Source organism: Leisingera thetidis (genome assembly GCF_025857195.1).
Classification (GTDB): Bacteria; Pseudomonadota; Alphaproteobacteria; order Rhodobacterales; family Rhodobacteraceae; genus Leisingera; species Leisingera thetidis.
In genome coordinates, this window is the sequence record NZ_CP109787.1 from 1,795,479 (window position 1) to 1,818,818 (window position 23,340).

Here is a 23,340-nt window from a genome sequence, read left to right on the forward strand (position 1 = left end):
AACCTCCCCAAGTGATTGGAGAGGTTAGGGTTGCACTGCCGGTCGGGCAAGGCGGTTATTCGGCGGGCAACCGGGCTTCGGCCCGTGCCATCTGCAGCATCAGGAGGAATGCAAGGCCCGCCATCGTCAGCAGCCCGGCTGCCAGCGGCAGCAGCGAGCCGTCGAACAACAGGCCCACTGGAGCGGCGATCGCGGCGGCCAGCACGGTCGAAATCGCACCGATCACCGAAGCGGCCATGCCTGCGATATGTCCCATGGGTTCCAACGCGATGGCGTTGAGATTGCCAAGCGTGGTACCGGCCAGGAAGAACACGCTGGTCTGCCAGGCAACGAACAGGCCGAACAGCAGCGTTTCGGGCAGTGCCTGGCTGCTGAGCACCAGCATCATGGCAGAAATGCACACCTGCGCTGCCAGGGACCAGGTCACAATACGGCGCATGCCGACCCGGACAACGATCGCCGCATTCAGCAGGCTTGCGCTGCCGGCCATCAAGGCGACAAAACCGAACCAGATCGGGAAGCTTTCGGCGCGGTCAAAGATCACGTCATAGACCTGCTGTACCATCGTCAGCATGGTGAACAGCATCCCCAGGCACAGGGTCTGCACCAAAATCGACAGGCGCACGGCCGGATGGGCAGACATCTCCTTTACGGCGCCAAGCAGCAGAGGCAGGCGGAAGGGGCGGCGGTTCTCCACGGCCAGAGTTTCCGGCAGGCGCAGACCCATCCAGATAACGACAATGATGGCGAAGACGGCGAAGGCAAGGAAGATGCTGCGCCAGTTGGAGAAAGCAATGATGCCCGCCCCCAGCATAGGGGCAAAGGCTGGAACCAGTGTGAAGATCATCATCGCAATCGACATCAGCCGTGCCATTTCCCGGCCAGCGTAAAGGTCTCGCACGATGGCAATGCCAACAACTCTCGGACCAGCCGCACCCAGCCCCATGACCATGCGGGAGGCCAGCAGCAGCTCCAGAGATTGCGCCCGCCAGGCGACAGCAGCCGCGATGATGTAAAGCGCCGCGCCGCCGGCAATGACCCGCTTGCGGCCAAAGGCATCGGACAGCGGGCCGGTAAAGAAGGTGCCGATCCCCATTCCTAGCACAAAAGAAGTCAGCACCAGCTGGGCACGGTTGATTTCGTCCGGGCTCAGCGCCTGACCGATTTCGGGAAGGGCGGGCAGCATTGCGTCAATGGAAAAGGCGATGGTGGCAAACATCATCGCGATCAGCGCGACGAACTCACCTTTTCCCATGCCGTGTGCAGGGGATTGTGTCATTCGGAACCTCTAACGGCACTGCAGGCGGACCCGGGGATCGGGGCCGGTCTGGGAGCCGTCCGGTTCCGCTAGCACGAATTCCGCAACAGGGCCAGAAGCCCGGCTGCACAGATATCTGTGCATTGTTGCGATGCTAAGTAATTTGCCTCCGGGCAGGCAGCCTTACCCGGGTTCGCCCGCCTTCAGCTGCAGCTGGATATCTTCGATGACCTGCTTCCACAACTCCGGCGGCTGGGCACCGGGTACTGCGTGCTGGCTGGCGACGATGAAGGTCGGCACCGAACTTACGCCCATCTTGCGGGAATGGGCGTCGCGGTCCCGGATGGTCTGCACATCGCTGTCGCCTTCCAGCAGGCGCGCGGCCACGCCCGCTTCCATTCCGGCCCCGCCTGCGACCTCCGCCAGAACCGTGTGGTCTCCGATGTCCTTGGCGTCTACGAAATAGGCTTTGAACAGGGCGTCCACAACCTCGGTCTGCTTGCCCTCGATCCCGGCCCAATGGATCAGCCGGTGCGCGTCCAAAGTGTTGGGGGTGCGCTGCATGGCCTCGAAATTGATCGTCAGCCCGGCTTTTTCGGCGTGCTCCACGACCGGCGCATAGGCTTTGACCGCGCCTTCCTTGCCGCCGAACTTGCGCTCCAGGTAGTCACGCCGGTCCATGCCCTCGCGCGGCATGTCCGGGTTCAGCTGGAACGGGTGCCATTCGATGACAAAGGGATGATCCGGCACCTCGGCCAGCGCCTTGTCCAGATGGGTCTTGCCGATATAGCACCAGGGGCAGATCGGATCCGACAGGATATCGAGCTTGACGGGGGCCATGTGGGTCATCCTTTTAACAGGGCAGGCAGGGCGCGGCGCAGCAGCTTGCCGTTGGCGCCCGTTGGCAGGGCGTCGAGACGGACATAGGCGCGGGGCTGCTTGTAGCGGGCCAGGCGTTCGGATGCAAAGGCCTCCAGCTCCTGGCGGGTCAACTCTTCGGGACCGGTGTAGAAGGCGGCGATGATATAGGTGTCCGGCTTCACCTCTACCGCGGCAGCGCCGGCTTGGGTGATGCCGGGATGGGCGGCCAGCGCGGTCTCTACCTCGATCGGCGACACCCGGTAGCCGCCCGCGTTCATCATGTCGTCGCTGCGCCCCAGGTAGCGGATCTGGCCGTCCGCCGACATTGCCCCCTGATCACCGGTCAGGAACCAGTCCCCCTGATAACGGGCCGCGGTTTCCTCTGGCGCGTTCAGGTAGCCGAGCATCAGCCCCGGGTCGGACCGGTGGATGGCGATGGTGCCCTCTTCGCCCAACGCGACCGGTCCGTCCGCACCCAGTATGGCCACCCTGCGGCCTCTTTGCGGCTGGCCCAGAGTGCCGTCCTGCGCCGGGCTTGCAGGCGAGGAGGAGATGAAAGTGGAGCATTCCGACATGCCGAATGCCTCATACAGGCTGCAGCCGGTTGCTGCATCCCAGGCCTCGTGAAGGTGGCGTGAGAGCTTTTCACCTGCGCAAAGCCCATGCCGGAGGTCCGGCAAATCCAGCGGACCGCCGCGCAGGACCTTGCGGTAGACGCCAGGGGCGGCTGCAAAGATCGTCGCCTGGTGCCGGCGCAGGAGATCCGGCAGGTCTTCAAGCGGTGTTCCCGGGGCCGGGATCAGCGCGGTGGCGCCTGCTGCCCAGGGGTCCATCAGCCCGGTGCCGAGCGTGTAGGTCCAGTTGAAGGCGCCTGCATGCATCAGCCGGTCATTCTCCGCCAGGCCGTACCAGCCCTCCACCATCATCTGCCGTGCCCAGACGGCGCGGTGGGCATGCGCCACGGCGCGCGGATTTCCGCTGGTGCCGGATGTGTAGACCACATAGGCCATCCGGTCAGGGTCTCCAACGGCGTACTCACAAAGAGGCAGATCCTGCATCTTCAGCAGCTCCGCAGTGCTGATCTGCAACGGGTGACTCGCACAGGCCACTGCCGGATCGCACAATACCGCCGCGGGGTTCAGATCGGCGATGATCCGGGCGGTCTCCGGTTCCGTCAGCTGGGCCGAGGTGGGCACCGGCACCAGCCCCGCGGCAATGGCGCCCAGGTAGGCGATGGGAAACTCCACCGTGTTCCCCAGCCGCATCAGCACGATGTCGCCGGGATTCAGCCCCGCTGCCAGCAGCCCGGATCCGGTGCCGCGGACGGCGGCCTCCAGCCGGGCATAGCTCCACTCCTCGCTCGCTTGACCCTCAAGGACCATCAGTGCGGTTTTGTCCGGCAGCCTTCCGGCATGGCGCAGCACATGGGCGGCGAGATTGAAGGGGGCGGGGCAGGGCGCAAACGGCCCCTGATCAAAAATCGACAGCATGGCCATTGGCTAGCCTGCACTGTCCTGCGTTGCAAGCGGCGCGGCGGCGGCTTATAGAGTGGCTATGACTGGCCGCGACCCGAAATCCCTGATCACCATCGCCCGCGCCAATGGCGGCGAAGACGACGCAGAACCATTGGACCTGGGCGCCCGCGTGCGCGAGCTGCGCAAGGCGCGGGACTGGACTCTGGAGCATGCGGCCAATCAGGCCGGGCTGGCGCGTTCGACCCTGTCCAAGATCGAAAATGGCCAGATGTCACCGACTTACGAGGCATTGAAGAAGCTGGCCGTGGGCTTGCAGATCTCGGTGCCTCAGCTGTTTACCCCGCCGCAGCGGGACCAGGTGAACGGCCGGATGACGGTGACCAAATCCGGTGACGGATCAGCCCATGCCACCGCGACATATGAGCACGAGCTGCTGGCCGACGGTCTGTCGCGCAAGCAGATGCTGCCTTACCGGGCGCGGGTGCGGGCGCGGTCGATGGAGGAATTTGACGGCTGGGTGCGCCATGACGGCGAGGAATTCCTCTATGTGCTGACCGGGGTGGTCAAGCTCTATACGGAATTCTACGAGCCGGTCGAGATGCGCCGCGGCGACAGCGCCTATTACGACGCGGCCATGGGGCATAACGTCATTTCCGTCAGCCCCGAAGATGCAATGATCCTCTGGGTGACGTCGCTGGCCTAAGGCGGGGAGCTAGTGCGGGCGTCCGTCCAGCTCTCTCAGCAGGCTTTCGATATAGAGGAAATCGTCCACCTCTTCCTTGGCTTCATTCAAGGTGAGGTGATGGGTGCGGGCCAGATAGGCAACGAATCTGTCCCGGTCATCCAGTATCGATGGCGCATTGCTGGCTTTCAGATGCGGAAAGCGCTGTTTGATGCGGGGCATCCTGTCAATCCAGCTGGCAGCTGCTGCTTGTACAGGCATTGGGGGGCACTCCCTGACAAACGGTTTTTTTGGGGTCTTGGCCCCCCATGGTAGCATTTTTTCGGCCAGTATGTAACGCCAGCCCTGAGCCCCGGTATCCGGTCTGCCGCGCTTGGCGGGATTCCGCCGGGAGGCTGGGGGCTGCAAACAGTTTCGACGGTACCATATGGCCGATTCCCACTGCTATCAGCTGCATTGCAAAGAACACCGGAATGTGGCCCGGATAGATGCCGGCGAAGGTGTTGCTGAAGCCGCGGGCACTTGTCACGGCCGGGTTGGCAAGGCTGGTGGAGGAGGTGAACCAATAGGCGCCGGTGATGCAGAGGCCGACCAGCGCAGGTACCGCTTCGGGACGCGCGCGCAGCCCGCCGAAGATCACGAACAGCAGGCCGAACGTGGCCAGGGTTTCAGAGAACCACTGGCCGGTCCCGGTCCGGTGCATGGTGGTGGAGCTTTGCAGATTTGCAAGATCGAACATCGCATGGCAGGCCCGGTTGCCGAGGATGCCGCCAGTGATCTGCACCAGGATATAGGGAGCCGCTGCCCGTCAGGGGTGCCCTCCCCGCAGCGCAAAGGCCAGGGCCACAGCCGGATTGAAATGGGCGCCGGATATCGGGCCAAGCGTGGTGGTGATCACGTACAGCATGCAGCCGGTGGCGATTGAATAGGCCAGCAGTGCCAGCACCGCGTTTCCGTCCGCGAGGGTTTCGGCCATGATGCCGGATCCGGCCGCCCCGATCAGCAGCATGGCGGTGCCCAGGCCCTCGGCGAGCAATTTTTGGGGCGGTCATGCGTTCTCTCCAATCCGCTTGAGCTGCTGCGGCAGTTCTTCCGGGCGCATGGATTCGAAAGGCAGATCCAGCAGCTCCGCGGCGCGTTTTGCCAGAGTGGTGAAGGCGGTGCGGAAGGCGGTATCCCATTCCGGTTCCGCGGCGGCGCCCGGGGCGTCATCCCCCCAATGGGCCCGCACCGGCGCGCCGGGCCAGAGCGGGCATGTTTCTCCCGCGGCTGAGGCGCAGACAGTGATTGCCATGCCCATCTCCGGTGCTCCGGGGGGCGGTAAACTCGTCCCAGCTCTCGGACCGGGCCTCAGAGGTATCATGCCCTAGCATGCCAAGCAGCACCCGGGATTGCGGATGCACCTTGCCTGTTGGGCTGGATCCGGCCGAATTAGCACGGATGCGGCCGGCCCCTAGGGTATTGAAAACCGACGCCAGCAGGATGGAACGCGCGGAGTTGCCTGTGCAAAGGACGAGAATGTGCATGGAAGCAGACCATTCTGGAGGGTCAGCCGGAAAAGTTCAGCCGGCCGATATCGTCAAGCTGATGCTGGAGCGACAGGCGGTTGAGGGTTTCGAAAGGAAGCGCAGCGAAGGCCTTGATCCTGTTGCGCAGCAGTCCATAGGCCTGCTGAAAGACGAGGTGGCGCTCGGCGTCGGTGCCTGCTGCCTTGACTGGGTTGGCCGGCCCCCAATGCGCGCTCGTAGGCTGACCAGACCGGGCGGGACGGCAGGCCGTCGAACATGCCGCGCAAGCCCGGCAGGTCGGCAGTATACATCAGAGAGGTGCCGATCCGGTCCTGGCTGATCAGCCCGGCCTGCCTCAGCGCAGGCAGATTGGCTGAGGCAGTGTCGGGCTTGAAGCCCAGCGCTGAGGCGATCTCGCCGGCTGGAACACCGTCCGGGTGGCGGCGCATCAGCAGCCGGAACGGTGCCAGGCGGTTGGGAAGCGCCAGCGCGGCCAGTTTTTCTGAAATCTATTTATCCATATTTATCGAAATATGGAATTTGCTGTGCGGGTGAGTAAGGGGATCGGCTTCGGGGGCCGGCGTCAGCGGTTCAGTCTTCCTGGTACCACCACACGTCGGGCATGAATTCGGTCCGGTCGCCATAAAGCGGCAATGCCTGAGGGAAGCGCATTTCCTTGATATGGGCGATCCGGCCTGCGTCGAAAGTCCAGAACGGGATCACGTAACGTCCAGCCGTCAGCACCCGGTCCAGCGCCCGCACTGAAGCCGTGAACTCCTCTGTGTCGGTCGCTGTGAGCATCACAGAAATCATCGCGTCCGCCGCGGGGCTGTCCATGCCCATCAGGTTGCGGCTGCCGGGCTGGGAGACGCCCTCGCTGCCCCAATAATAACGCTGTTCGTTGCCTGGGCTCAGCGATAGCTCCAGGCGGTAGCGTGTCAGGTCAAAATCGTACGCGTTTTCCCGTTCGGCATACTGAGCGTTGTCAACGGTTTCCGCCGTCAGGGTGATGCCGAGCCTCTCCAGCGCTCGGGCATAGATTTCGGCGACGGTCTTCATCTCGCCATCGCCCTGCCGGATCAGTACATTGATGCTGAACGGCGTGCCTTGGCCGTTGCGGAGTTCGCCGTCCGTGACAGTCCAGCCCGCGTCTTCCAGCAGGTTCATTGCTTTGCGCAGGTTGCCGCGGTTGCGCTTGCTGCCATCGCTCTGAGGCAGGGTGTAGCCGTCCAGCGTGCCCGGCAGCAGCGTGTCTGCATATGGGGCCAGAAGGTCCCGGACCTTGCCTGTGGCTGCGCCCGGCTGCATCCCCAGCGCCGATCCGGAGAAGTAAGAGCTGATCCGCGGCTGTACGCCGCCGGTGACCGTTCCATTGATGTATTCGAAGTTGAAAGCCAGAATGAGCGCCTCGCGCACGCGCCAGTCATCCAGCGGCGCGCGCCGGGTGTTCATCACCAGCCCGGTCATGCCGGACGGGCGCTGATGCGGGATCTCGCTTTTGACCACATTGCCGCGGGTGACCGCCGGGAAATTATAGACGCTGTCCCATTTGTCGGCGTTGAACTCGCGCACCGCGCTCAGCTCGCCCGCTTTGAAGGCCTCGAACAGCACCGTTCCGTCACCGAAGAAGTCGATGCGCATTTCGTCAAAGTTCTGGGTGCCGCGACGCAGCGGAAGGTCCTGGCCCCAGTAGTCGGGGTTGCGGGTCAGGGTGACGAAGCGGCCGGGTTCGAAACCGGTCACCACATAGGCGCCGGTGCCGATCGGGGCGCCTTCGACCGTATCGCTGGCGAAATCCTTGCCCTCCCATTGCGCCTTCTTGAGGATCGGGCGCATGCCGGCGATCAGCGCCAGCTCGCGGTCTTCGGTGTTGAAGGTCAGGCGCAGGCTGCGCTGTCCGGTCTGTTCAATCCGCTCCACCTTGGTCCAGAAGCCGCGGTAGCGGGGGTGGCCCTTGGTGCCGAGTGTTTCATAGGACCAGATCACATCTTCGACGGTCACCGGGCTGCCATCGGAGAATCGCGCCTCCTCCCGCAGGGTGAATTCCACCCAGGAACGGTCCTCCGGCACCTCAACCGATTCGGCCAGAAGCCCGTAAAGGGTGAAGGGCTCGTCCCAGGAACGGCCCATCAGACTCTCGTATCCCCAGAACCTCAGCTGCCACGGAGAGGTCCCCTTAAGGGTGAACGGGTTCAAAGAGTCAAAGCCGCCGGTGTTGCCGAAGACCACCTTGCCGCCCTTGGGGGCATCGGGGTTGGCATAGGGCAGAGACACAAAATCCGGTGGCAGGGCAGGGGCGCCGTACATAGCTATGCCATGCACCGATTCTGCTTGTGCGGAATTCGCGGCAAAAGCCAAGGTGATTCCAGCCAGTGCCATGCGAAGATTCAGGAAATTTTCTTTTCGCAGTTTCACAACAATCCCGCTCTGCCCTTATTTTCTTGCCTCTGCACGCTACGTGCGCTTTTTCGTCTTTTCAAACTTTTAGCTTGGATGAAAGCCGGAAATTGCTTATAAAGAGATCACTGCTCGATAGGTTTCTTGCCTGTATGAAACCTGCCTCAATAACTAACGCCCGCCTTGTGCGGGCGTTTTTTTCTGGGCGCTTCCCTGCGGTCTGGTGATGGAAATGCCCCTGCGTTCCGGCTGCGGAGTCCGTAGTCTTACGCGTTTCTTTTGCATCTGCAGCATGCCAGAGTGGCGGCAGTTTCAGTCATCCAAGAGGTAGAGACCGATGTCCTTGCAGGGGAAGACCGCCGTTATCACCGGGTCGAATTCAGGCATTGGCCTGGGGGTTGCACGCGAACTGGCGCGGGCAGGCGCCAATGTGGTGCTGAATTCCTTCACCGACCGGGAGGAGGATCACGCGCTGGCGGAAGCTCTCGCCCGTGAATTCAGCGTCAAGGCCCAGTACATCCAGGCCGATATGTCCAACGGCGCCGATTGCCGCGCGCTGATCGAAAAAGCCGGGGCCTGTGATATCCTGGTGAACAATGCGGGCATTCAGCATGTGGCGCCGATTGACGAATTCCCGCAAGACAAATGGGACGCGATTATTGCGATCAACATGACCTCCAACTTCCACACCATGGCGGCCGCCCTGCCGAAGATGCGCGCGGCGGGCTGGGGGCGGATCGTCAACATTGCCTCGGCGCACGGGCTGACGGCTTCGCCCTTCAAGGCGGCCTATGTGGCGGCCAAGCATGGGGTGGTGGGCATGACCAAGACGGTGGCGCTGGAAACCGCGGAGGAGCCGATCACCTGCAATGCGATTTGCCCGGGTTATGTGCTGACGCCGCTGGTGGAGGCGCAGATCCCCGATACCATGGAGAAATACAGCATGGGCCGGGAAGAGGTGATCAAGAAGGTGATGCTGGAACGCCAGCCAAGCCGGGAATTTGCCACGGTGGAGCAACTGGGCGGCACCGCTGTGTTCCTGTGCTCGGACGCGGCAGCGCAGATCACCGGGACCACGCTGAGTGTCGATGGCGGCTGGACCGCGCTGTAACGGCCCTATGAGGACGTCAGAGGGGGCCGGCCCCCTCTTGCCCCTTCCGGGGCAATTCACCCCCGGGATATTTTCAGCCAGATGAAGAAGCGGAGCCCGGCATGACTGTAAAGATCAATCTGGCCCTGCAGGGCGGCGGCGCGCACGGGGCGTTTACCTGGGGCGTGCTGGACCGGCTGCTGGAGGACGAGGGGATCGAGGTGGCCGGGATCACCGGAACCTCGGCCGGCGCGCTCAATGGGGCGGCGTTTAAATCCGGCATGGTGCAGGGCGGGCGCCCCGGCGCCAAGGCGGCGCTGGACAGCCTGTGGCGGCGGATGGGGGGCGTGGGGGATATGCGGTTCGCCCATTGGCTGACACGGTTTGATGCGGTCGCCTGGGCAGGCGCCTGGGAGGCGGCCGTGCCGTTTTCCCCGATGGAAACCATGAGCCAGGCGATTTCACCCTATCATTATGGTCCGTTCTACCGGAACCCGTTGCGGGAGGTGGTGGAGGCGTTCAATTTTTCAGAAGTCTGCGCGGAGGACGGCCCGGAGCTGTTTGTTTGCGCCACCTGCGTGCGCAGCGGCAAGATCCGCATTTTCGAGGGGCAGGAGATCAGCACCGAGGCGATCCTTGCCTCCGCCTGCCTGCCGGATCTGTTTCAGGCGGTGGAGATCGAGGATCCGGACACCGGCCGCATGGAAGCCTATTGGGATGGCGGTTACACCGGCAACCCGGCCTTGTTCCCGCTGTTCCGCGAGGCGCTGCCGGGCGATGTGGTGATCGTGAACATCAACCCGCTGGAGCGCGCGGAAATCCCGAAGACGCCGCAGCAGATCCGCAACCGGGTGAATGAGATCAGCTTCAACTCGTCGCTTCTGCGGGAGCTTCGGGCAATCAGCTTTGTGCAGCGGCTGCTTGCGGATGGCACGCTGGAACCCGGGCGGATGAAACAGGTGCGGATTCACATGATCGCGGATGATGATCTGATGACGCAGCTGTCAGTCACCACCAAGCTGTTTCCGGTGCCGCAGATCCTGGCGCGGCTGAAGCAGGCAGGGCGGGACGCGGCAGAGGGATTTCTGGCGCGCGACCGGGCAAACCTGGGGGAGCGGTCCTCGGCGGATCTGCCGGCGATGTTCGGCTAGGTCAGGCTAGGTCAGGCGCTTTCTTTCAGCGCGGGCTTCTTGCCGTTTTCGACCGGTTTTGCGGGATCCTTGGGGTTCGGGTAGACCAGGCCTGCCGAGATCACCAGCTTGGCGGAGTCTTCCACTGACATCTCCAGTTCGATCACATCCTCCTCCGGCACAAACAGCAGGAACCCTGATGTCGGGTTCGGGGTGGTTGGCAGAAAGACACTCACCAGACCGCCGCTGGTTTCGGCGCGCTTGGCAATTTCGCCCTTGGCATTGGTGGAAATGAACCCGATCGCCCAGATGCCTTTGCGCGGGTACTGCACCAGGCAGGCTTTCTCAAAACTGCGCTCGGACTGGGCAAAGACGGTCTCGGAAATCTGCTTGATACCGGAGTATACGGTGCGCACCACCGGCATCCTCTCCACCAGGCTTTCGGCAAAAGTGATCAGCGACCGGCCAATGATGCCTTTGGCAATCCAGCCCACGACGATGGTGAACAACAGGAAGATGATCAGCCCGACGCCGCGCAGGTTGATGCCGATGTACTGCTCGGGGCGGAAGGTATGCGGCACCAGCGGCAGCACCACACTGTCGATCCAGCCCATCACCGACCACAACAGCCAGATGGTGAGCCCCACCGGCGCGATGACGACGATACCGGTAAAGAAGGAGGCGCGCAGACTGGCAAACAGGCCGCGGCGGCGTTGAGGTTCTTCGTCGAAGGGCGTGGTCATTGGTCTGCTTTGCGGAAATGTCGAGTGGAACCTAGGTACTGTGCAGGGGCGGAGCAATGGGGTGCGCCCCTAAATTCAGGTTATTGCGTCAGTTTGTTCAGTTCCTGTGCGATCTTTGCCGCGAGCCGGGCGTTGTTGCGCACCAGCGCGATGTTGGCGGTGAGGGAGCGGCCCTCGGTCAATTCGAAGATGCGGCGCAGCAGGAACGGGGTTACGTCCTTGCCGGAAATGCCCTGAGCGTCTGCTTCGGACTGCGCCTTGGCAATCACCGGGGCCAGCTCATCGGCGGCAATCTGGTCCTCGGCGGGTATCGGGTTGGCGACCAGCTGGCCACCGGGCAGCCCCATCGCCTGGCGGGTGGCGTGGGCGCGGGCGATCCGGGCAGGGTCATCCATGCGCAAGGGCGCCTTCAGCTCTGACTGCGCCGACCAGAAGGCCGGGAAGCTGTCCTGGCGGTAGGCAATCACCGGCACGCCCTGGGTCTCCAGAACTTCCAGCGTTTTGGGCAGGTCGAGAATGGCCTTGGCACCGGCTGCCACCACAGTGACCGGGGTTTGCGCCAGTTCCATCAGGTCGGCGGAAATGTCGAAGGTTGTTTCTGCCCCCTTGTGCACGCCGCCGATGCCGCCGGTGGCAAAGACTTCAATCCCGGCTAGGCGCGCGGCAATCATGGTGGCCGCAACCGTGGTGGCGCCGGTGCCGCCGGTTGCGATGCAGGCGGCCATGTCGGCGCGGGAAATTTTGGCGACGCCGGTGGCCTGGCCCAGCGATTGCAGCTGCTCCGGCTCCAGCCCGACGTGCAGGATGCCATTCATCACTGCCATGGTGGCGGGCACGGCGCCGGCCTCGCGGATGTCCTGTTCCACCTGCGCCGCGACTTCGACGTTCTGCGGGTAGGGCATGCCGTGGGTGATGATGGTGCTTTCCAGCGCAACAATGGCGCGGCCTTCAGCCTTGGCAGCCTGGACCTCGGACGAATACTGAATGCCGATCACAGCGGGGGTTCTCCTGATACATAAGTTGCGGCGGCCTTGAGGGCCGAGGCCAAAGCGGTTTTGCGGTCTGCCCCGCGTGCCTCGGCAACGATATGGGCAGCCATGAAGGTGTCGCCCGCGCCTGTCACCCGGGCGACCGCCACGCGGGGCGGGACAAGGGTAATGGCGCCCTGGGCGTCAGCAACGGTGGCAGAGCGGCCGCCATCGGTGACCAGCACCCGGGCAGCACCGCGGTCCAGCATCGCCCGGGCGGCGGTTTCGCTGCCGGTGAACTCGGCCTGGCACAGGATGCCGGCCTCTTCCAGGTTCACGTACAGCGTGCCGCGGGTGCGGGCCAGGAACGGGCGCAAACGCTCTGCCTTGCCAGGCGAGGCGGGCGCCACCCTCAGGTCTGCCTTGGCAAAGGCGGGGCTGGAGGCGATGTCGTCGAGCAGTGACAGGGTCAGGTTGCCGTCCAATGCGACCTGTCCCTGATAAGGCGCGTCTTCGGTGCCCAGCGATCCGTCGGACAAGGGGCGCAGGATCTTGCTGCCCGCTGCCTCCAGCGAATGGGCATCGGCAATGGCGGCAATCAGCCCGTTGGCGCCTTCCACCGCCATGTAGCGGTCGGTGGGCAGATCCTCGGAGCGGTAGATGTGATCTGTGATCAGACCGAAATGGACGCAGGCATCGATCAGCTCGTCTCCTTCCGGATCGCGGCCGACAGCAGTCAGCAGCGCAGGCGTCATGCCAAAGCGCGACAGGGTCATGGCGATGTTCATCGCCACGCCGCCGGGCAGACGGGTGATGCGCCCCGGCATGTCCGAGCCGCGCCGCATTTCCGTTCTGCAGCGGCCGATGATGTCCCAGAGGACCGAGCCTATGCACAGAATGCCGGGAGACTGAGGGGCGGAGGCTTGTGTCATAATGACCTATTGCCGCCTTTGCGGAGCCCGTGCAAGCGGCTTCACCGCGCAGGCACAGCAAAGGTCAGGGCAGCCCAGTGGCTTTCCCAAACATAACCCGCGCCGCCGGAAGCCGGGCGCAGCACCACAGCATCAAGCAGGTACCGATGCCCTGGGGTCACGGAAATGGCAGCCTCGCCCTGCGCGTCCGTCAGCTGAGTGGTGATGGTGACAGTGCCATCCGGTGCTTGTGAAAAGACTTCAACCTGTGCCCGCGGGCGCGGGCGGCCCTGATACAGCACCCGGACCGGAAACCCCTGTTCCAGAGTGTCCGTATAAGGGTTGGCCAGGGCGACGATCTCAGTCTCAAGCCCGGCGGCCCGATCTGATCCGCTGCCCTCTCCGATTGCCACGAGCGACTTGGCGTAGCGGGTGTATTGCTCGGTGAAACCCGCCTCCGGCAGTCCGCGGGCGAGGTGGCGGGGCCGGATATCGCCAAAGCCCTTGTGATCTATGAAGGCCTGGAAGTCTTCCCAGCTGTCATAGGTCAATGTCTGCGGCTGCGTTTGGTGAATGAGAACGGCAAGCCCATCCTGCGCCATTTCTGCGGTAAAGGCCGGCATATCGCCCATCCGGCCCTGATAGGGCGCCGTGGACCCATTCCGCAATACCTCGAACCGGGCGATACGATGGTCCAGATAGGGTTGCTCTGCGCCTTTGAATTGCTGCCCGTTGCGCAGCCGTGCGGCCACCGGATCGCCAGAAGACACTTGATATTTCTCCGGCTCAATCCAAAACTCGTGGGATAACAGCTGGGCAGGCCCGAATGTCAGCCCGGTACAGAGAATTGAGCAGAACAGGCGGATTTGCATGAGATTGTCCTTGGCTGTCAGGCGTGGAGCCACTTGGCTGCGGATCCTATTTGCGCTGGTGTCGAGCGTGGTTGCAATAGCCGCCGCAGGCGCAGGCGCGCATGAGGTCACCCCGGCGATTGCCGATTTCCAGATCGAGGAGGGGCAGGTCAGGCTGGAGCTGCGGCTGAACGTCGAGGCATTCGTGGCCGGGATTGATCTGGACGGTCTGTCAGACACCAACCAGACCGCACAGGCCGGCGACTATGACGAACTGCGCGCACTGGGCGCTGAGGAGCTTGAGCCGATGGTGCAGCTCTTTGCCGAGGAATGGCTGGAGACGGTCAAGGTGCAGGCGGGCGGCCCGGTCGATCTGCGCGTCACCGGGATCACGATCCCGGAGGTTGGCGATGCCGGCCTGCCGCGGGCCTCCGTTCTGGAGCTGGCTGGTGACGTCTCGCCAGCGGCCCGCAGCCTGCGCATTGCCTGGCCTGCGGGCTCTGGCGGGGTGGTGCTGCGGCAGAACGGAGTCGAAGAGCCTTATACCGGCTACCTGCGAGGGGGGGAGATCTCGCCGCCGATCCCGCTGGCAGGCGGCGCAGCCAAGACGCCGGTTGAAGCGTTCTTGGAATATATCCCTGTCGGCTTTACTCATATCCTGCCGAAAGGGCTGGATCACATCCTGTTTGTGCTGGGGCTGTTCTTTCTCAGCCCGCGTGTGCGACCGCTGCTGCTGCAGGTGAGCGTCTTTACCGTTGCGCACACCATCACTTTGGCGCTGGGCGCGCTGGGGGTAGTCTCGGTCAGCTCGGCCATCGTCGAGCCGCTGATTGCCCTGTCGATTGTCTTTGTTGCAGTCGAGAACATCTTTGCCCGCAAGCTGCACAGCTGGCGCACCTTCGTGATCTTTGGCTTCGGGCTGCTGCACGGGCTGGGCTTTGCCACGGTGCTGGGGGAATTCGGACTGCCTGCCAGCCAGTTCCTGCCCGCGCTGATCGGTTTCAATGCGGGCGTTGAGCTGGGTCAGCTGGCGGTGGTTGCCGCCGCTTACCTCGGGGTGCGGCTTTGGTTCGGGCGGCACCCGAAGTACCGCGGCCGGGTGGCGATCCCGGCCTCTGTGACCATCGCGATGATCGGCGGCTACTGGTTTGTGGAGCGGGTGTTCCTATGAACGCCCGCCAATAGGTCAGCCCATTGCCCTCATCAGGGACTTGAGCGCCGCCAGCGGGTTTTCGGCGTGCCAGATCTCGTCTCCGATGCCGAAGAAATCGGTATGGGGGGCGATGCCGCGTATCAGGTCTTCGGTCAGTCCGCCTTCGGCGACAACTGGAACCTCGATCATCTGCGACCACCATTGGAACAGGTCCGCCTCCGCCTGCGCACCATCGCCCAGGCCGGAGGTGCCGACGGGGCCGAAGCTCACGTAGTCCACGCCGGCTTCGCCTGCGACCATGCCGTCATGCTGCGACGCGGCGCAGAAAGAGCCGACAATCGCATCCGGACCCAGTGCCTTGCGCGCGGCGCGCACGGATTTCGAGGCGTCGGTCAGGTGCACCCCGTCCAGCCCCAGCCGCTCCGCCAGGATCTGGTGATCCGAAATCACCAGCGCAACGTCGCGTTCCATGGTCACCTCGCGCAGCGCATCGCCCGCGCGGCTCAGCGTGTCCTCGTCGCGGCTGGCAAGATCCAGGCGCACGCAGGCCACGTCGACCGCGTCCAGCACTCGCGCCAGCTGGCCGGGAAACTTGCCCAGCTCGAAACTGGGCGGGGAGATCAGGTAGATCTGCGGCTGCTCCGGTGCGTCAGAAGGGCTTTCCATGGCGGCGCTCCATTATTCAGGCATTTGCCGGTGTTTACCGTATCTGCTGCGGGACGCAAGGATTTGCGCGCGAGGGAACCCCGGTAAATACCGGCTTTGCAGGTGCCGGACCTTGCCCCCGGCGCGCCCGGGGATTACAGCACTACGGATTTCACGCGCAACAGACGGATGCCCGCAGCCATGCCGACCGACACCCCTCAGCCCGCCTTTGTCCTTGTCCGCCCGCAGATGGGCGAGAATATCGGTGCAGCCGCGCGGGCGATGTGGAATTTCGGGCTCGACCGGATGCGGATCGTGGCGCCGCGCGACGGCTGGCCGAACCCCAAGGCGGTGGCGATGTCCTCGGGCGCGGGCCGCTTGCTGGACGAGGCGCAGCTGTGCGCCGATGTGCCCGAGGCGCTGGGCGACTGCACCTATGTGTTTGCCACCACCGCCCGGCAGCGCGGGCTGACCAAGCCCGTCTACAGCCCGGAACGCGCGATGCAGATTGCGGCAGAAAAGATCGCGGCGGGCGAAAAGGTCGCGGTGATGTTCGGCCCCGAACGCGCCGGGCTGGAAAACGAGGACATTGCCAAGGCAAATGCCATCATCTCGGTGCCGGTGAACCCGCTTTATGCCTCGCTGAATCTGGGGCAGTGCGTGCTGCTGACCGGCTATGAATGGATGCGCCAGTCCGCCGAAGTGGTGCATGAAACCACAGACCTCGGCAGCAAGGGCGACTGGGCGACCGGCATTGAGGTTGAGAAACTGGTGGAGCATTACGAGGACCGGCTGGAAGCAGCGGGTTTCTTTTTCCCGCCGGAAAAGGCGGACAGCATGAAGACCAACCTGCGCAACCTGTGGAGCCGGATGCGGATGACCCGCGCGGACGTGCAGATGCTGCATGGGATCATGCGGCAGATGGTCCGCTGGAAAGAGCGCGGCGGCGCGTGAGCCGCACTGGACCTTAACATATTCCGCCCCTAGCTTGGCAGCAAAGGTGAAGAGGCAAGCATGAGCAAGCGCAGCATTTTCGAAGAAGTTGAGGGTGAAAAATCGGATGCGCCCGCAGTGCAGCCGGGGCTGATAGACCGCGGCCGCGGCGGCGCCCGCAAGGCGATCCGCGCCTGGCTGATGGTGCTGTTTGCGCTGGTGGTGGTGATGATCGTGGTGGGCGGGCTGACCCGGCTGACGGACTCCGGCCTGTCGATCACCGAATGGCGGCCCGTCACCGGGGCCATCCCGCCGATGTCCGAAGCCGACTGGCAGGCGGAATTCGAGAAGTACCAGCAGATCGACCAGTGGCGCATCCAGAACCAGTGGATGGAGCTGTCCGATTTCAAATCGATCTACTGGTGGGAATGGGGCCACCGCCAGCTGGGCCGGGTCATCGGTGTTGTCTGGGCAGCTGGTTTCCTCGGTTTCCTGGTGGCGCGCAAGATCCCGGCGGGCTGGACCGGCCGGCTGCTGCTGCCCGGCGTGCTGGGCGGTGTGCAGGGTGCCATCGGCTGGTGGATGGTGGCCTCGGGCGTCACCCAGGGCGAGGGAATGACTGCGGTCGCCTCCTACCGGCTGGCGGTGCATCTGGGGCTGGCATTCGTGATCCTCGGCTTCATCGCGTGGTATGTGCTGATGCTGGGCCGCGAGGAACGGGAACTGATGCAGGCGCGGCGCGCCAAGGAAGCCAAGCTGTTCAGCCTGTCCACTGGTCTCATGCATTTCGCTTTCCTGCAGATCCTGCTGGGCGCGCTAGTGGCGGGGATCGACGCGGGCCGCTCCTATACCGACTGGCCGCTGATGGGCGGGCAGGTGATGCCGCCAAACCCCTTCATGATCGAGCCCGTGTGGAAGAATTTCTTTGAAAACCCGGGCCTGGTGCAGTTCATTCACCGGGTGGCGGGCTATTTGCTGTTTGCCTTTGGCGTTGTTGCCTGGCTGCGCGGGCGCGGCAGCGCGCATGCCCGGACCCGCTTTGCCTTTAACGCTGTTTTTGCAGCGCTGATGGTCCAGGTCCTGCTGGGAATCGTGACCGTGCTTTATGCGGCCCCTCTGCACGCGGCCATCACGCACCAGTTGATGGCCATTGCCGTTTGGGTGCTGATCCTGCGCGCGCGTTTCCTGTCTGCCTATCCCATTGCAACTTCGATCAAGGATCACTGACCCCATGAGCGCATTTGACGAACTGATGGCCTTCCAGCGCGAGACCCAGGCGCTGGGGCAGATTGCGGGCCGGCTGGGCTGGGATCAGGAAACTGTGATGCCGCGCGGGGCGGCGCCGCAGCGGGGCGAGGAGATGGCCGCGATCGAAGCGGTGCTGCACGCCCGCCGCAGCGACCCGCGGGTGGCAGAATGGCTGGAGCAGGCCGAGGCGCCGGATGAGCCAGGCGCTGCCCAGCTGCGCGAAATCCGCCGCAGCTATGAGCGCACCGTCAAGGTGCCCGCGGATCTGGCCAAGAAGATCGCGCAAGTCACCTCGGAGGCGCAAGGCAAATGGGCAGCCGCACGGGCAGATGAGGATGTGGCCGCTTTCCTGCCGGTACTGGAGGAAGTCGTCGCCCTGAAGCGCGAGGAAGGCCAGGCGCTGGCGGCGGGCGGCGACGTCTATGACGCCATGGTCGAGGATTATGAGCACGGCATGACCGGGGCAGGGATCGCGGCGATCTTCGATGCCATGCGCCCGGGACTGGTGGCGCTGCGCGCCAAGGTGCTGGAGAAACCCGCGCCGGAGGGGCTGAGGGGCACCTTTGACGAAGCCGCGCAGATGAAGCTGACACGCAAGATTGCCAAGGTGTTCGGCTATGACATGGCGCATGGCCGCGTCGACAAGGCGGTGCACCCGTTCAGCTCCGGGTCCGGCCTGGATGTTCGGATCACCACGCGGACCAGTGAAACCGACCCGTTCAACTGCTTCTATTCGACCATCCACGAAGTTGGTCACGGCGCTTATGAGCAGAATATCCGCCGCGATTTCCTTCTGACCCCGCTGGGCAGCGGCGTGTCGATGGGCGTGCATGAAAGCCAGAGCCGGATCTACGAAAACCAGATCGGCCGCAGCCGCGCCTTTGCCGGCTGGCTGTTTGAAGAGATGAAGCAGGCTTTTGGTGATTTCGGCGTGGCGGACGCCGATGCGTTTTATGCGGCGGTGAATGCCGTGCATAAGGGCTATATCCGCACCGAAGCGGATGAGTTGCAGTACAACCTGCATATCATGCTGCGCTTCGGCCTGGAGCGGGCGCTGATGAGCGGCGATCTGGCGGTGAAGGATCTGGAGGCCGCCTGGAATGACAGGTTTGAAGCCGACTTCGGCTATGCGGTGGACAAGCCGTCCAATGGCTGCCTGCAGGATGTGCATTGGTCGGTGGGGCTGTTCGGCTATTTCCCCACCTATTCGCTGGGCAACGTCTATGCCGGCTGCCTGTACCAGGCGCTGCGCCGGGATGTGCCGGGGCTGGATGCGCAGCTGGCTGAGGGCGATACCTCAGGCGCAACCGGCTGGCTGAAGGAGAACCTGCAGCAGCACGGCGGGGTGCGCACCCCGCGCGAAACCATCGTTCATGCGGCCGGTATGGAGCCTGGGCACGAGCCGCTGCTGGCCTATCTCGAAGAGAAATTCAGCCTGCTCTATGATCTTTGATTCAGCCCGGGTTCCGGCCTAACCCCATTGCGGGGAAGCGGGAATTCCGCTGCCCCGGAAATGCCGTATTTTAAGGATATTCTCGGTGGCTCATGGGGATGTGAGTAAGAGAGTAGTCTGATGCATACAGCCGTAGCCTATCTGATATTTGCCAGCTTTGTTCTGGCGCCAAGCCTGATCTGAGGCGGGCGCCTTCAGATCAATGCCATCCGTTCGGCCCGCTCGGGATCCGGGAAGGGGCGGTAAAGGCCGATCTCGGCCGTGGCGATCAGCGCGGTGACATGTGAGTAGAGTTTATCGACCTCCTCGTCATGTTCGCCCAGAACACGGAAGGCCTGATCCAGCTGGGTCATGTCCTTGAATTCGATCTCCAGCAGAAAATCACGGCAGTTGTCGCTGGCGAGATTCAATTTGCGCCGCAGCAGGCGCCAGCCCAGCACGACGCCGCGCTCCTGCAGGTAGCTCATCCATTGCTCAACCGCGCTGGCGAAGCTGAGCGCCTTGGCTTCGTGATGCAGGTCAATGGAGCAGTGATACAGGTTCATGGGGCAACCCCTTGGCAAGAAACAACTCAAGGGCAGTCTGACACAGAAAGATTAGGCGGCGGTTAAACAGCAAAACGCCGCCCGGAATTTCGGGGCGGCGTTTGAATTCTGTCAGGAAGCGAGTGGCTTAGCTGTCCTCTTCTTCCTCACCGTTCTCCGCGATCCAGGCAACCGAGACCACTTCCTCGCCTTTGCCGGTGTTGAACACCCGGACCCCGCCGGCCGACCGCGAGCGGAAGGAGATCCCCTCCACCGGCACCCGGATCGACTGGCCCTTGGAGGTGGCGAGCATGATCTGGTCATCCATCTCCACCGGGAAGGAGGCAACGATCTCGCCGCCGCGCATCGCCTTGTCCATCGCGGTCACACCCATGCCGCCGCGGCCGCGGACCGGATAGTCATGCGAGGACGACAGTTTGCCCGAGCCGCCGGAGGTGATCGTCAGGATCAGGTTTTCCGCTGCCGACATCTCGGCATAAAGCTCGGTGGAGAAATTCGGATCCTCAACGGCGTCCTCATCCGAGGTTTCGGCATCGTCCGTCAATCCGGCCATCGCACGGCGCATCTTGAGGTAAGCGGTACGCTGTTCAGGCCTGTATTTCGAGTGCCGGATGACCGACATGGAAACAACCCTGTCCTCGCCGCTCAATCTGATGCCGCGCACACCTGTGGATTCGCGCGAGTTGAACACCCGCACATCAGTGGAACGGAAGCGGATCGCGCGGCCCGAGTCAGTGAACAGCATCACATCGTCGTCTTCCGAGCAGATCCGCACGTTCACCAGCTGCACCGAGCCGTCCTCGGGCAGCTTCATGGCAATCTTGCCGTTGCGGCGCACGTTGGTGAAATCCGACAGCCGGTTGCGGCGCACGTCGCCGCCGCTGGTCGCGAACACCACCTGCAGGTTTTCCCATTCCTCGTCCGGCACATCGACCGGCATGATGGCGGCAATGGAGACGCCTGGCGGTATCGGCAGGATATTGACGATGGCCTTGCCCTTGCCGGTGCGGCCCGACTGCGGCAGGCGCCAGGTCTTGAGCTTATAGACCATGCCGTCGGTGGTGAAGAACAGAAGCTGGGTGTGGGTATTGGCCACGAACAGCGTGGTCACCACATCCTCTTCCTTGGTCTGCATGCCCGACAGCCCCTTGCCGCCGCGCTTCTGCGAGCGGAAGTCGGCCAGCGGGGTGCGCTTGATATAGCCGCCGGAGGTCACGGTCACCACCATGTCCTCGCGCTCGATCAGGTCCTCGTCCTCCATGTCGCCGGACCAGTCGACGATCTCGGTGCGGCGCGGCACGGCGAAATTGTCGCGCACTTCGCGCAGCTCGTCGCCGATGATGCCCATGATGCGCTCGCGCGAGGACAGGATCTCAAGGTATTCCTTGATCTTGCCTGCCAGTTCTTCCAGCTCGTCGGTGACTTCCTTGACGCCGATCTGGGTCAGACGCTGCAGCCGCAGCTCCAGAATGGCGCGGGCCTGGGTTTCCGAGAGGTTGTAGGTCCCGTCCTCGTTGGCGGTATGGGTCGGATCGTCGATCAGCTTGATGTATTCAAGGATCGGCTGGGCCGGCCAGCGCCGGGTCATCAGCTTCTCGCGCGCTTCAGCCGCGTCGGCGGACTGCCGGATGGTGGTCACGATCTCGTCGATGTTGGTGACCGCAACCGCCAGGCCGCACAGGATGTGGCTGCGCTCGCGCGCCTTGCGCAGCAGATGCGCAGTGCGCCGTGCGACCACGTCCTCGCGGAAGTCGATGAAGGAGGTCAGGAACCGGCGCAATGTCAGCTGCTCGGGCCGGCCGCCGTTCAGCGCCAGCATGTTGCAGCCGAAATAGGTCTGCATCGGGGTAAAGCGGAACAGCTGGTTCAGCACCACCTCGGGTGTTGCGTCGCGCTTGAGCTCCACCACCACCCGCACGCCGTTGCGGTCCGATTCGTCCTGAACGTGGGAGACGCCCTCGATCTTCTTGTCGCGGACCTGCTCGGCGATCTTCTCGATCATCGCGGCCTTGTTCACCTGATAGGGAATCTCGTCCACGACAATGGCATAGCGGTCTTTCCTGATCTCCTCGACACGAGTCTTGGCGCGGATGATCACGCTGCCGCGGCCCTCAAGATAGGCCTTGCGGGCGCCGGAGCGGCCCAGCATCACAGCGCCGGTCGGAAAGTCCGGGCCGGGGATGTATTCGATCAGCTGTTCGCTGGTCAGATCCGGATCCTCGATCAGCGCCAGGGTGGCGTCCACCACTTCGCCCAAGTTGTGCGGCGGGATGTTGGTGGCCATGCCGACGGCGATGCCGCCCGCGCCGTTGACCAGCATGTTCGGGAACCGGGCCGGCAGTACCGTCGGTTCGCGGTCCTTGCCGTCGTAGTTGTCCTGGAAATCGACGGTCTCTTTTTCGATATCCGCCAGCAGCGCCGCGGCGGGCTTGTCCATCCGCACCTCGGTGTAGCGCATGGCCGCCGGGTTATCGCCGTCCATCGAGCCGAAGTTGCCCTGGCCGTCCAGCAGCGGCAGCGACATCGAGAAGTCCTGCGCCATCCGCACCAGCGCGTCATAGATCGCGCTGTCGCCGTGCGGGTGGTATTTACCCATCACATCGCCGACCGGGCGGGCCGACTTGCGGTAGGACTTGTCATGGGTGTTGCCGGATTCGTGCATTGCATAAAGAATGCGCCGGTGAACCGGTTTCAGCCCGTCCCGCAGGTCCGGGATGGCGCGGCTCACGATGACGGACATCGCATAGTCCAGATAGGAGGTGCGCATCTCGGACTCGATCGAAACCGTCGGCCCATCGTACACCGGACGTTCCGGCAGGTTTTCTTCCATATTTTCAGGAGTTTCCGGCGTATCGCTCACGTTGGCTGCCCGCTCTTTCTTATGGCTCTATATATTGTGTTCGCACCCTATCAGATACCGTATATGGGGCGCAAGCAAACAGCCCGGAAAGGCGCAAGCAGGCCGTTCACGTATCGGTAACGCACTGTTTTTGGAGAAATTAACTATTTGCAGCCTAGCATCATTAGAAGGGGGCAAGATTTGGAGGCTTGAAATGGCGACCAGTGAGACCGAGCTGATGCTGAAAGGATACGGGCTGACCACGGCAGAATTCACCTACCATATGCCGGACCATATCCACGTTCTGAATACATTTGTCTGGCAGGAATACGATTTGGCACCGGATCACCCGCGGCTGTTCGAATTCATCGAGTTCTGGCACCGCGAGATCGACGGGCCGCTTCACTCGGTGCGTTTCAATCACCGCAAGATGATCGGCCCGGGCGAATGGCGCAACGTGGTCGGCGAATTCCAGATTCATTAAACAGGTCCCATTCGGCGTGCTGCGGGTGAACCTGCAGCGGTGCGGGAAACCCTTTCCTGTTGCGGGAGCTCAGGGGCGGCCTTAATCCTATGCGTGTCAGGGCTTCTGGTGCTGCCCATCGGATTCGGGCAGCATCAGGCAATGGCAGGCAGCCAGAGAGCAGGGG

The 23,340-nt window shown here is 63.3% G+C and carries 20 protein-coding genes and 3 pseudogenes; 8 read left to right on the forward strand and 15 right to left on the reverse strand.

The window, feature by feature from the left end:
- Positions 1 to 55: 55 nt before the first annotated feature.
- From OKQ63_RS08555 to OKQ63_RS08565, 3 genes are all read right to left on the reverse strand, one after another.
- Positions 56 to 1,279, reverse strand: coding sequence for a multidrug effflux MFS transporter (locus tag OKQ63_RS08555; protein ID WP_264213508.1), 1,224 nt, complete (start codon positions 1,277 to 1,279; stop codon positions 56 to 58).
- 162 nt (positions 1,280 to 1,441) lie between these two features.
- On the reverse strand, positions 1,442 to 2,098 hold the full coding sequence (locus OKQ63_RS08560; RefSeq protein WP_264213509.1) for a DsbA family oxidoreductase: 657 nt from the start codon (positions 2,096 to 2,098) through the stop codon (positions 1,442 to 1,444).
- Positions 2,099 to 2,103: 5 nt separating this feature from the next.
- The gene (locus OKQ63_RS08565; RefSeq protein ID WP_264213510.1) at positions 2,104 to 3,609 is read right to left on the reverse strand and encodes a class I adenylate-forming enzyme family protein; all 1,506 of its coding nucleotides are present in this window, start codon (positions 3,607 to 3,609) and stop codon (positions 2,104 to 2,106) included.
- Positions 3,610 to 3,673: 64 nt separating this feature from the next.
- Between OKQ63_RS08565 and OKQ63_RS08570 the strand changes: the two genes are divergently transcribed.
- A complete protein-coding gene (locus OKQ63_RS08570; RefSeq protein WP_264213511.1) occupies positions 3,674 to 4,297 on the forward strand; it encodes a helix-turn-helix domain-containing protein in 624 nt (207 codons plus the stop codon).
- A 9-nt stretch (positions 4,298 to 4,306) separates the two neighbouring features.
- Here OKQ63_RS08570 and OKQ63_RS08575 read toward each other — a convergent pair whose 3' ends face one another.
- The 5 genes and pseudogenes from OKQ63_RS08575 to OKQ63_RS08595 all read right to left on the reverse strand — a co-directional run bounded on the left by OKQ63_RS08575 (position 4,307) and on the right by OKQ63_RS08595 (position 8,163).
- Positions 4,307 to 4,498 carry a hypothetical protein gene (locus tag OKQ63_RS08575; protein WP_434086046.1) on the reverse strand — a complete coding sequence of 64 codons (192 nt, stop codon included), beginning with the start codon at positions 4,496 to 4,498 and terminating at the stop codon, positions 4,307 to 4,309.
- 184 nt (positions 4,499 to 4,682) lie between these two features.
- Positions 4,683 to 5,285: pseudogene (locus OKQ63_RS08580) on the reverse strand (aquaporin); the annotation flags it as partial.
- Positions 5,286 to 5,324: 39 nt separating this feature from the next.
- Positions 5,325 to 5,802 (reverse strand): annotated as a pseudogene (locus OKQ63_RS26230) (arsenate reductase ArsC).
- A gap of 22 nt (positions 5,803 to 5,824) precedes the next feature.
- Positions 5,825 to 6,293 (reverse strand): annotated as a pseudogene (locus OKQ63_RS08590) (hypothetical protein).
- Between the two features lie 82 nt (positions 6,294 to 6,375).
- Entirely contained in the window at positions 6,376 to 8,163 is a 1,788-nt protein-coding gene (locus tag OKQ63_RS08595) for an extracellular solute-binding protein (protein WP_264213512.1), read from the reverse strand.
- A 355-nt stretch (positions 8,164 to 8,518) separates the two neighbouring features.
- Between OKQ63_RS08595 and OKQ63_RS08600 the strand changes: the two genes are divergently transcribed.
- Complete coding sequence (locus OKQ63_RS08600; protein ID WP_264213513.1) at positions 8,519 to 9,292, forward strand: 3-hydroxybutyrate dehydrogenase; 774 nt, start codon at positions 8,519 to 8,521, stop codon at positions 9,290 to 9,292.
- 101 nt (positions 9,293 to 9,393) lie between these two features.
- Positions 9,394 to 10,422 (forward strand): patatin-like phospholipase family protein, encoded by a 1,029-nt coding sequence (locus OKQ63_RS08605; RefSeq protein WP_264213514.1) that lies wholly within the window; start codon positions 9,394 to 9,396, stop codon positions 10,420 to 10,422.
- A gap of 11 nt (positions 10,423 to 10,433) precedes the next feature.
- On the opposite strand, the gene OKQ63_RS08610 is transcribed toward OKQ63_RS08605, so the two are convergent.
- The 4 genes from OKQ63_RS08610 to OKQ63_RS08625 form a co-directional block, all read right to left on the reverse strand.
- Complete coding sequence (locus OKQ63_RS08610) at positions 10,434 to 11,144, reverse strand: DUF502 domain-containing protein (protein ID WP_264213515.1); 711 nt, start codon at positions 11,142 to 11,144, stop codon at positions 10,434 to 10,436.
- A gap of 80 nt (positions 11,145 to 11,224) precedes the next feature.
- Entirely contained in the window at positions 11,225 to 12,139 is a 915-nt protein-coding gene (locus OKQ63_RS08615; RefSeq protein WP_264213516.1) for a pseudouridine-5'-phosphate glycosidase, read from the reverse strand.
- Positions 12,136 to 13,044 (reverse strand): PfkB family carbohydrate kinase, encoded by a 909-nt coding sequence (locus OKQ63_RS08620; RefSeq protein WP_264213517.1) that lies wholly within the window; start codon positions 13,042 to 13,044, stop codon positions 12,136 to 12,138. Before OKQ63_RS08620 ends, OKQ63_RS08615 begins: the two co-directional genes overlap by 4 nt.
- Positions 13,045 to 13,085: 41 nt before the next feature.
- Positions 13,086 to 13,793 carry a DUF4198 domain-containing protein gene (locus OKQ63_RS08625; protein ID WP_264213518.1) on the reverse strand — a complete coding sequence of 236 codons (708 nt, stop codon included), beginning with the start codon at positions 13,791 to 13,793 and terminating at the stop codon, positions 13,086 to 13,088.
- A gap of 100 nt (positions 13,794 to 13,893) precedes the next feature.
- Between OKQ63_RS08625 and OKQ63_RS08630 the strand changes: the two genes are divergently transcribed.
- Positions 13,894 to 15,045: a HupE/UreJ family protein gene (locus OKQ63_RS08630; RefSeq protein WP_264213519.1), complete on the forward strand. Its 1,152-nt coding sequence runs from the start codon at positions 13,894 to 13,896 to the stop codon at positions 15,043 to 15,045.
- A 15-nt stretch (positions 15,046 to 15,060) separates the two neighbouring features.
- On the opposite strand, the gene OKQ63_RS08635 is transcribed toward OKQ63_RS08630, so the two are convergent.
- Positions 15,061 to 15,693 (reverse strand): thiamine phosphate synthase, encoded by a 633-nt coding sequence (locus tag OKQ63_RS08635; RefSeq protein ID WP_264213520.1) that lies wholly within the window; start codon positions 15,691 to 15,693, stop codon positions 15,061 to 15,063.
- Positions 15,694 to 15,873: 180 nt separating this feature from the next.
- On the opposite strand from OKQ63_RS08635, the gene OKQ63_RS08640 reads away from it, so the two are divergent.
- The 3 genes from OKQ63_RS08640 to OKQ63_RS08650 are packed head-to-tail and all read left to right on the forward strand — an operon-like array spanning position 15,874 to position 19,306.
- Entirely contained in the window at positions 15,874 to 16,626 is a 753-nt protein-coding gene (locus tag OKQ63_RS08640; protein WP_264213521.1) for an RNA methyltransferase, read from the forward strand.
- A gap of 60 nt (positions 16,627 to 16,686) precedes the next feature.
- Positions 16,687 to 17,832, forward strand: a complete 1,146-nt coding sequence (ctaA, locus tag OKQ63_RS08645; protein ID WP_264213522.1) for a heme A synthase — start codon at positions 16,687 to 16,689, stop codon at positions 17,830 to 17,832.
- A 4-nt stretch (positions 17,833 to 17,836) separates the two neighbouring features.
- Complete coding sequence (locus OKQ63_RS08650; RefSeq protein ID WP_264213523.1) at positions 17,837 to 19,306, forward strand: carboxypeptidase M32; 1,470 nt, start codon at positions 17,837 to 17,839, stop codon at positions 19,304 to 19,306.
- 194 nt (positions 19,307 to 19,500) lie between these two features.
- On the opposite strand, the gene OKQ63_RS08655 is transcribed toward OKQ63_RS08650, so the two are convergent.
- Complete coding sequence (locus OKQ63_RS08655; RefSeq protein ID WP_264213524.1) at positions 19,501 to 19,851, reverse strand: DUF6614 family protein; 351 nt, start codon at positions 19,849 to 19,851, stop codon at positions 19,501 to 19,503.
- A 127-nt stretch (positions 19,852 to 19,978) separates the two neighbouring features.
- Positions 19,979 to 22,711, reverse strand: a complete 2,733-nt coding sequence (gyrA, locus tag OKQ63_RS08660; protein WP_434086047.1) for a DNA gyrase subunit A — start codon at positions 22,709 to 22,711, stop codon at positions 19,979 to 19,981.
- 193 nt (positions 22,712 to 22,904) lie between these two features.
- On the opposite strand from gyrA, the gene OKQ63_RS08665 reads away from it, so the two are divergent.
- On the forward strand, positions 22,905 to 23,174 hold the full coding sequence (locus OKQ63_RS08665) for an usg protein (RefSeq protein ID WP_264213525.1): 270 nt from the start codon (positions 22,905 to 22,907) through the stop codon (positions 23,172 to 23,174).
- Positions 23,175 to 23,340 lie beyond the last annotated feature (166 nt).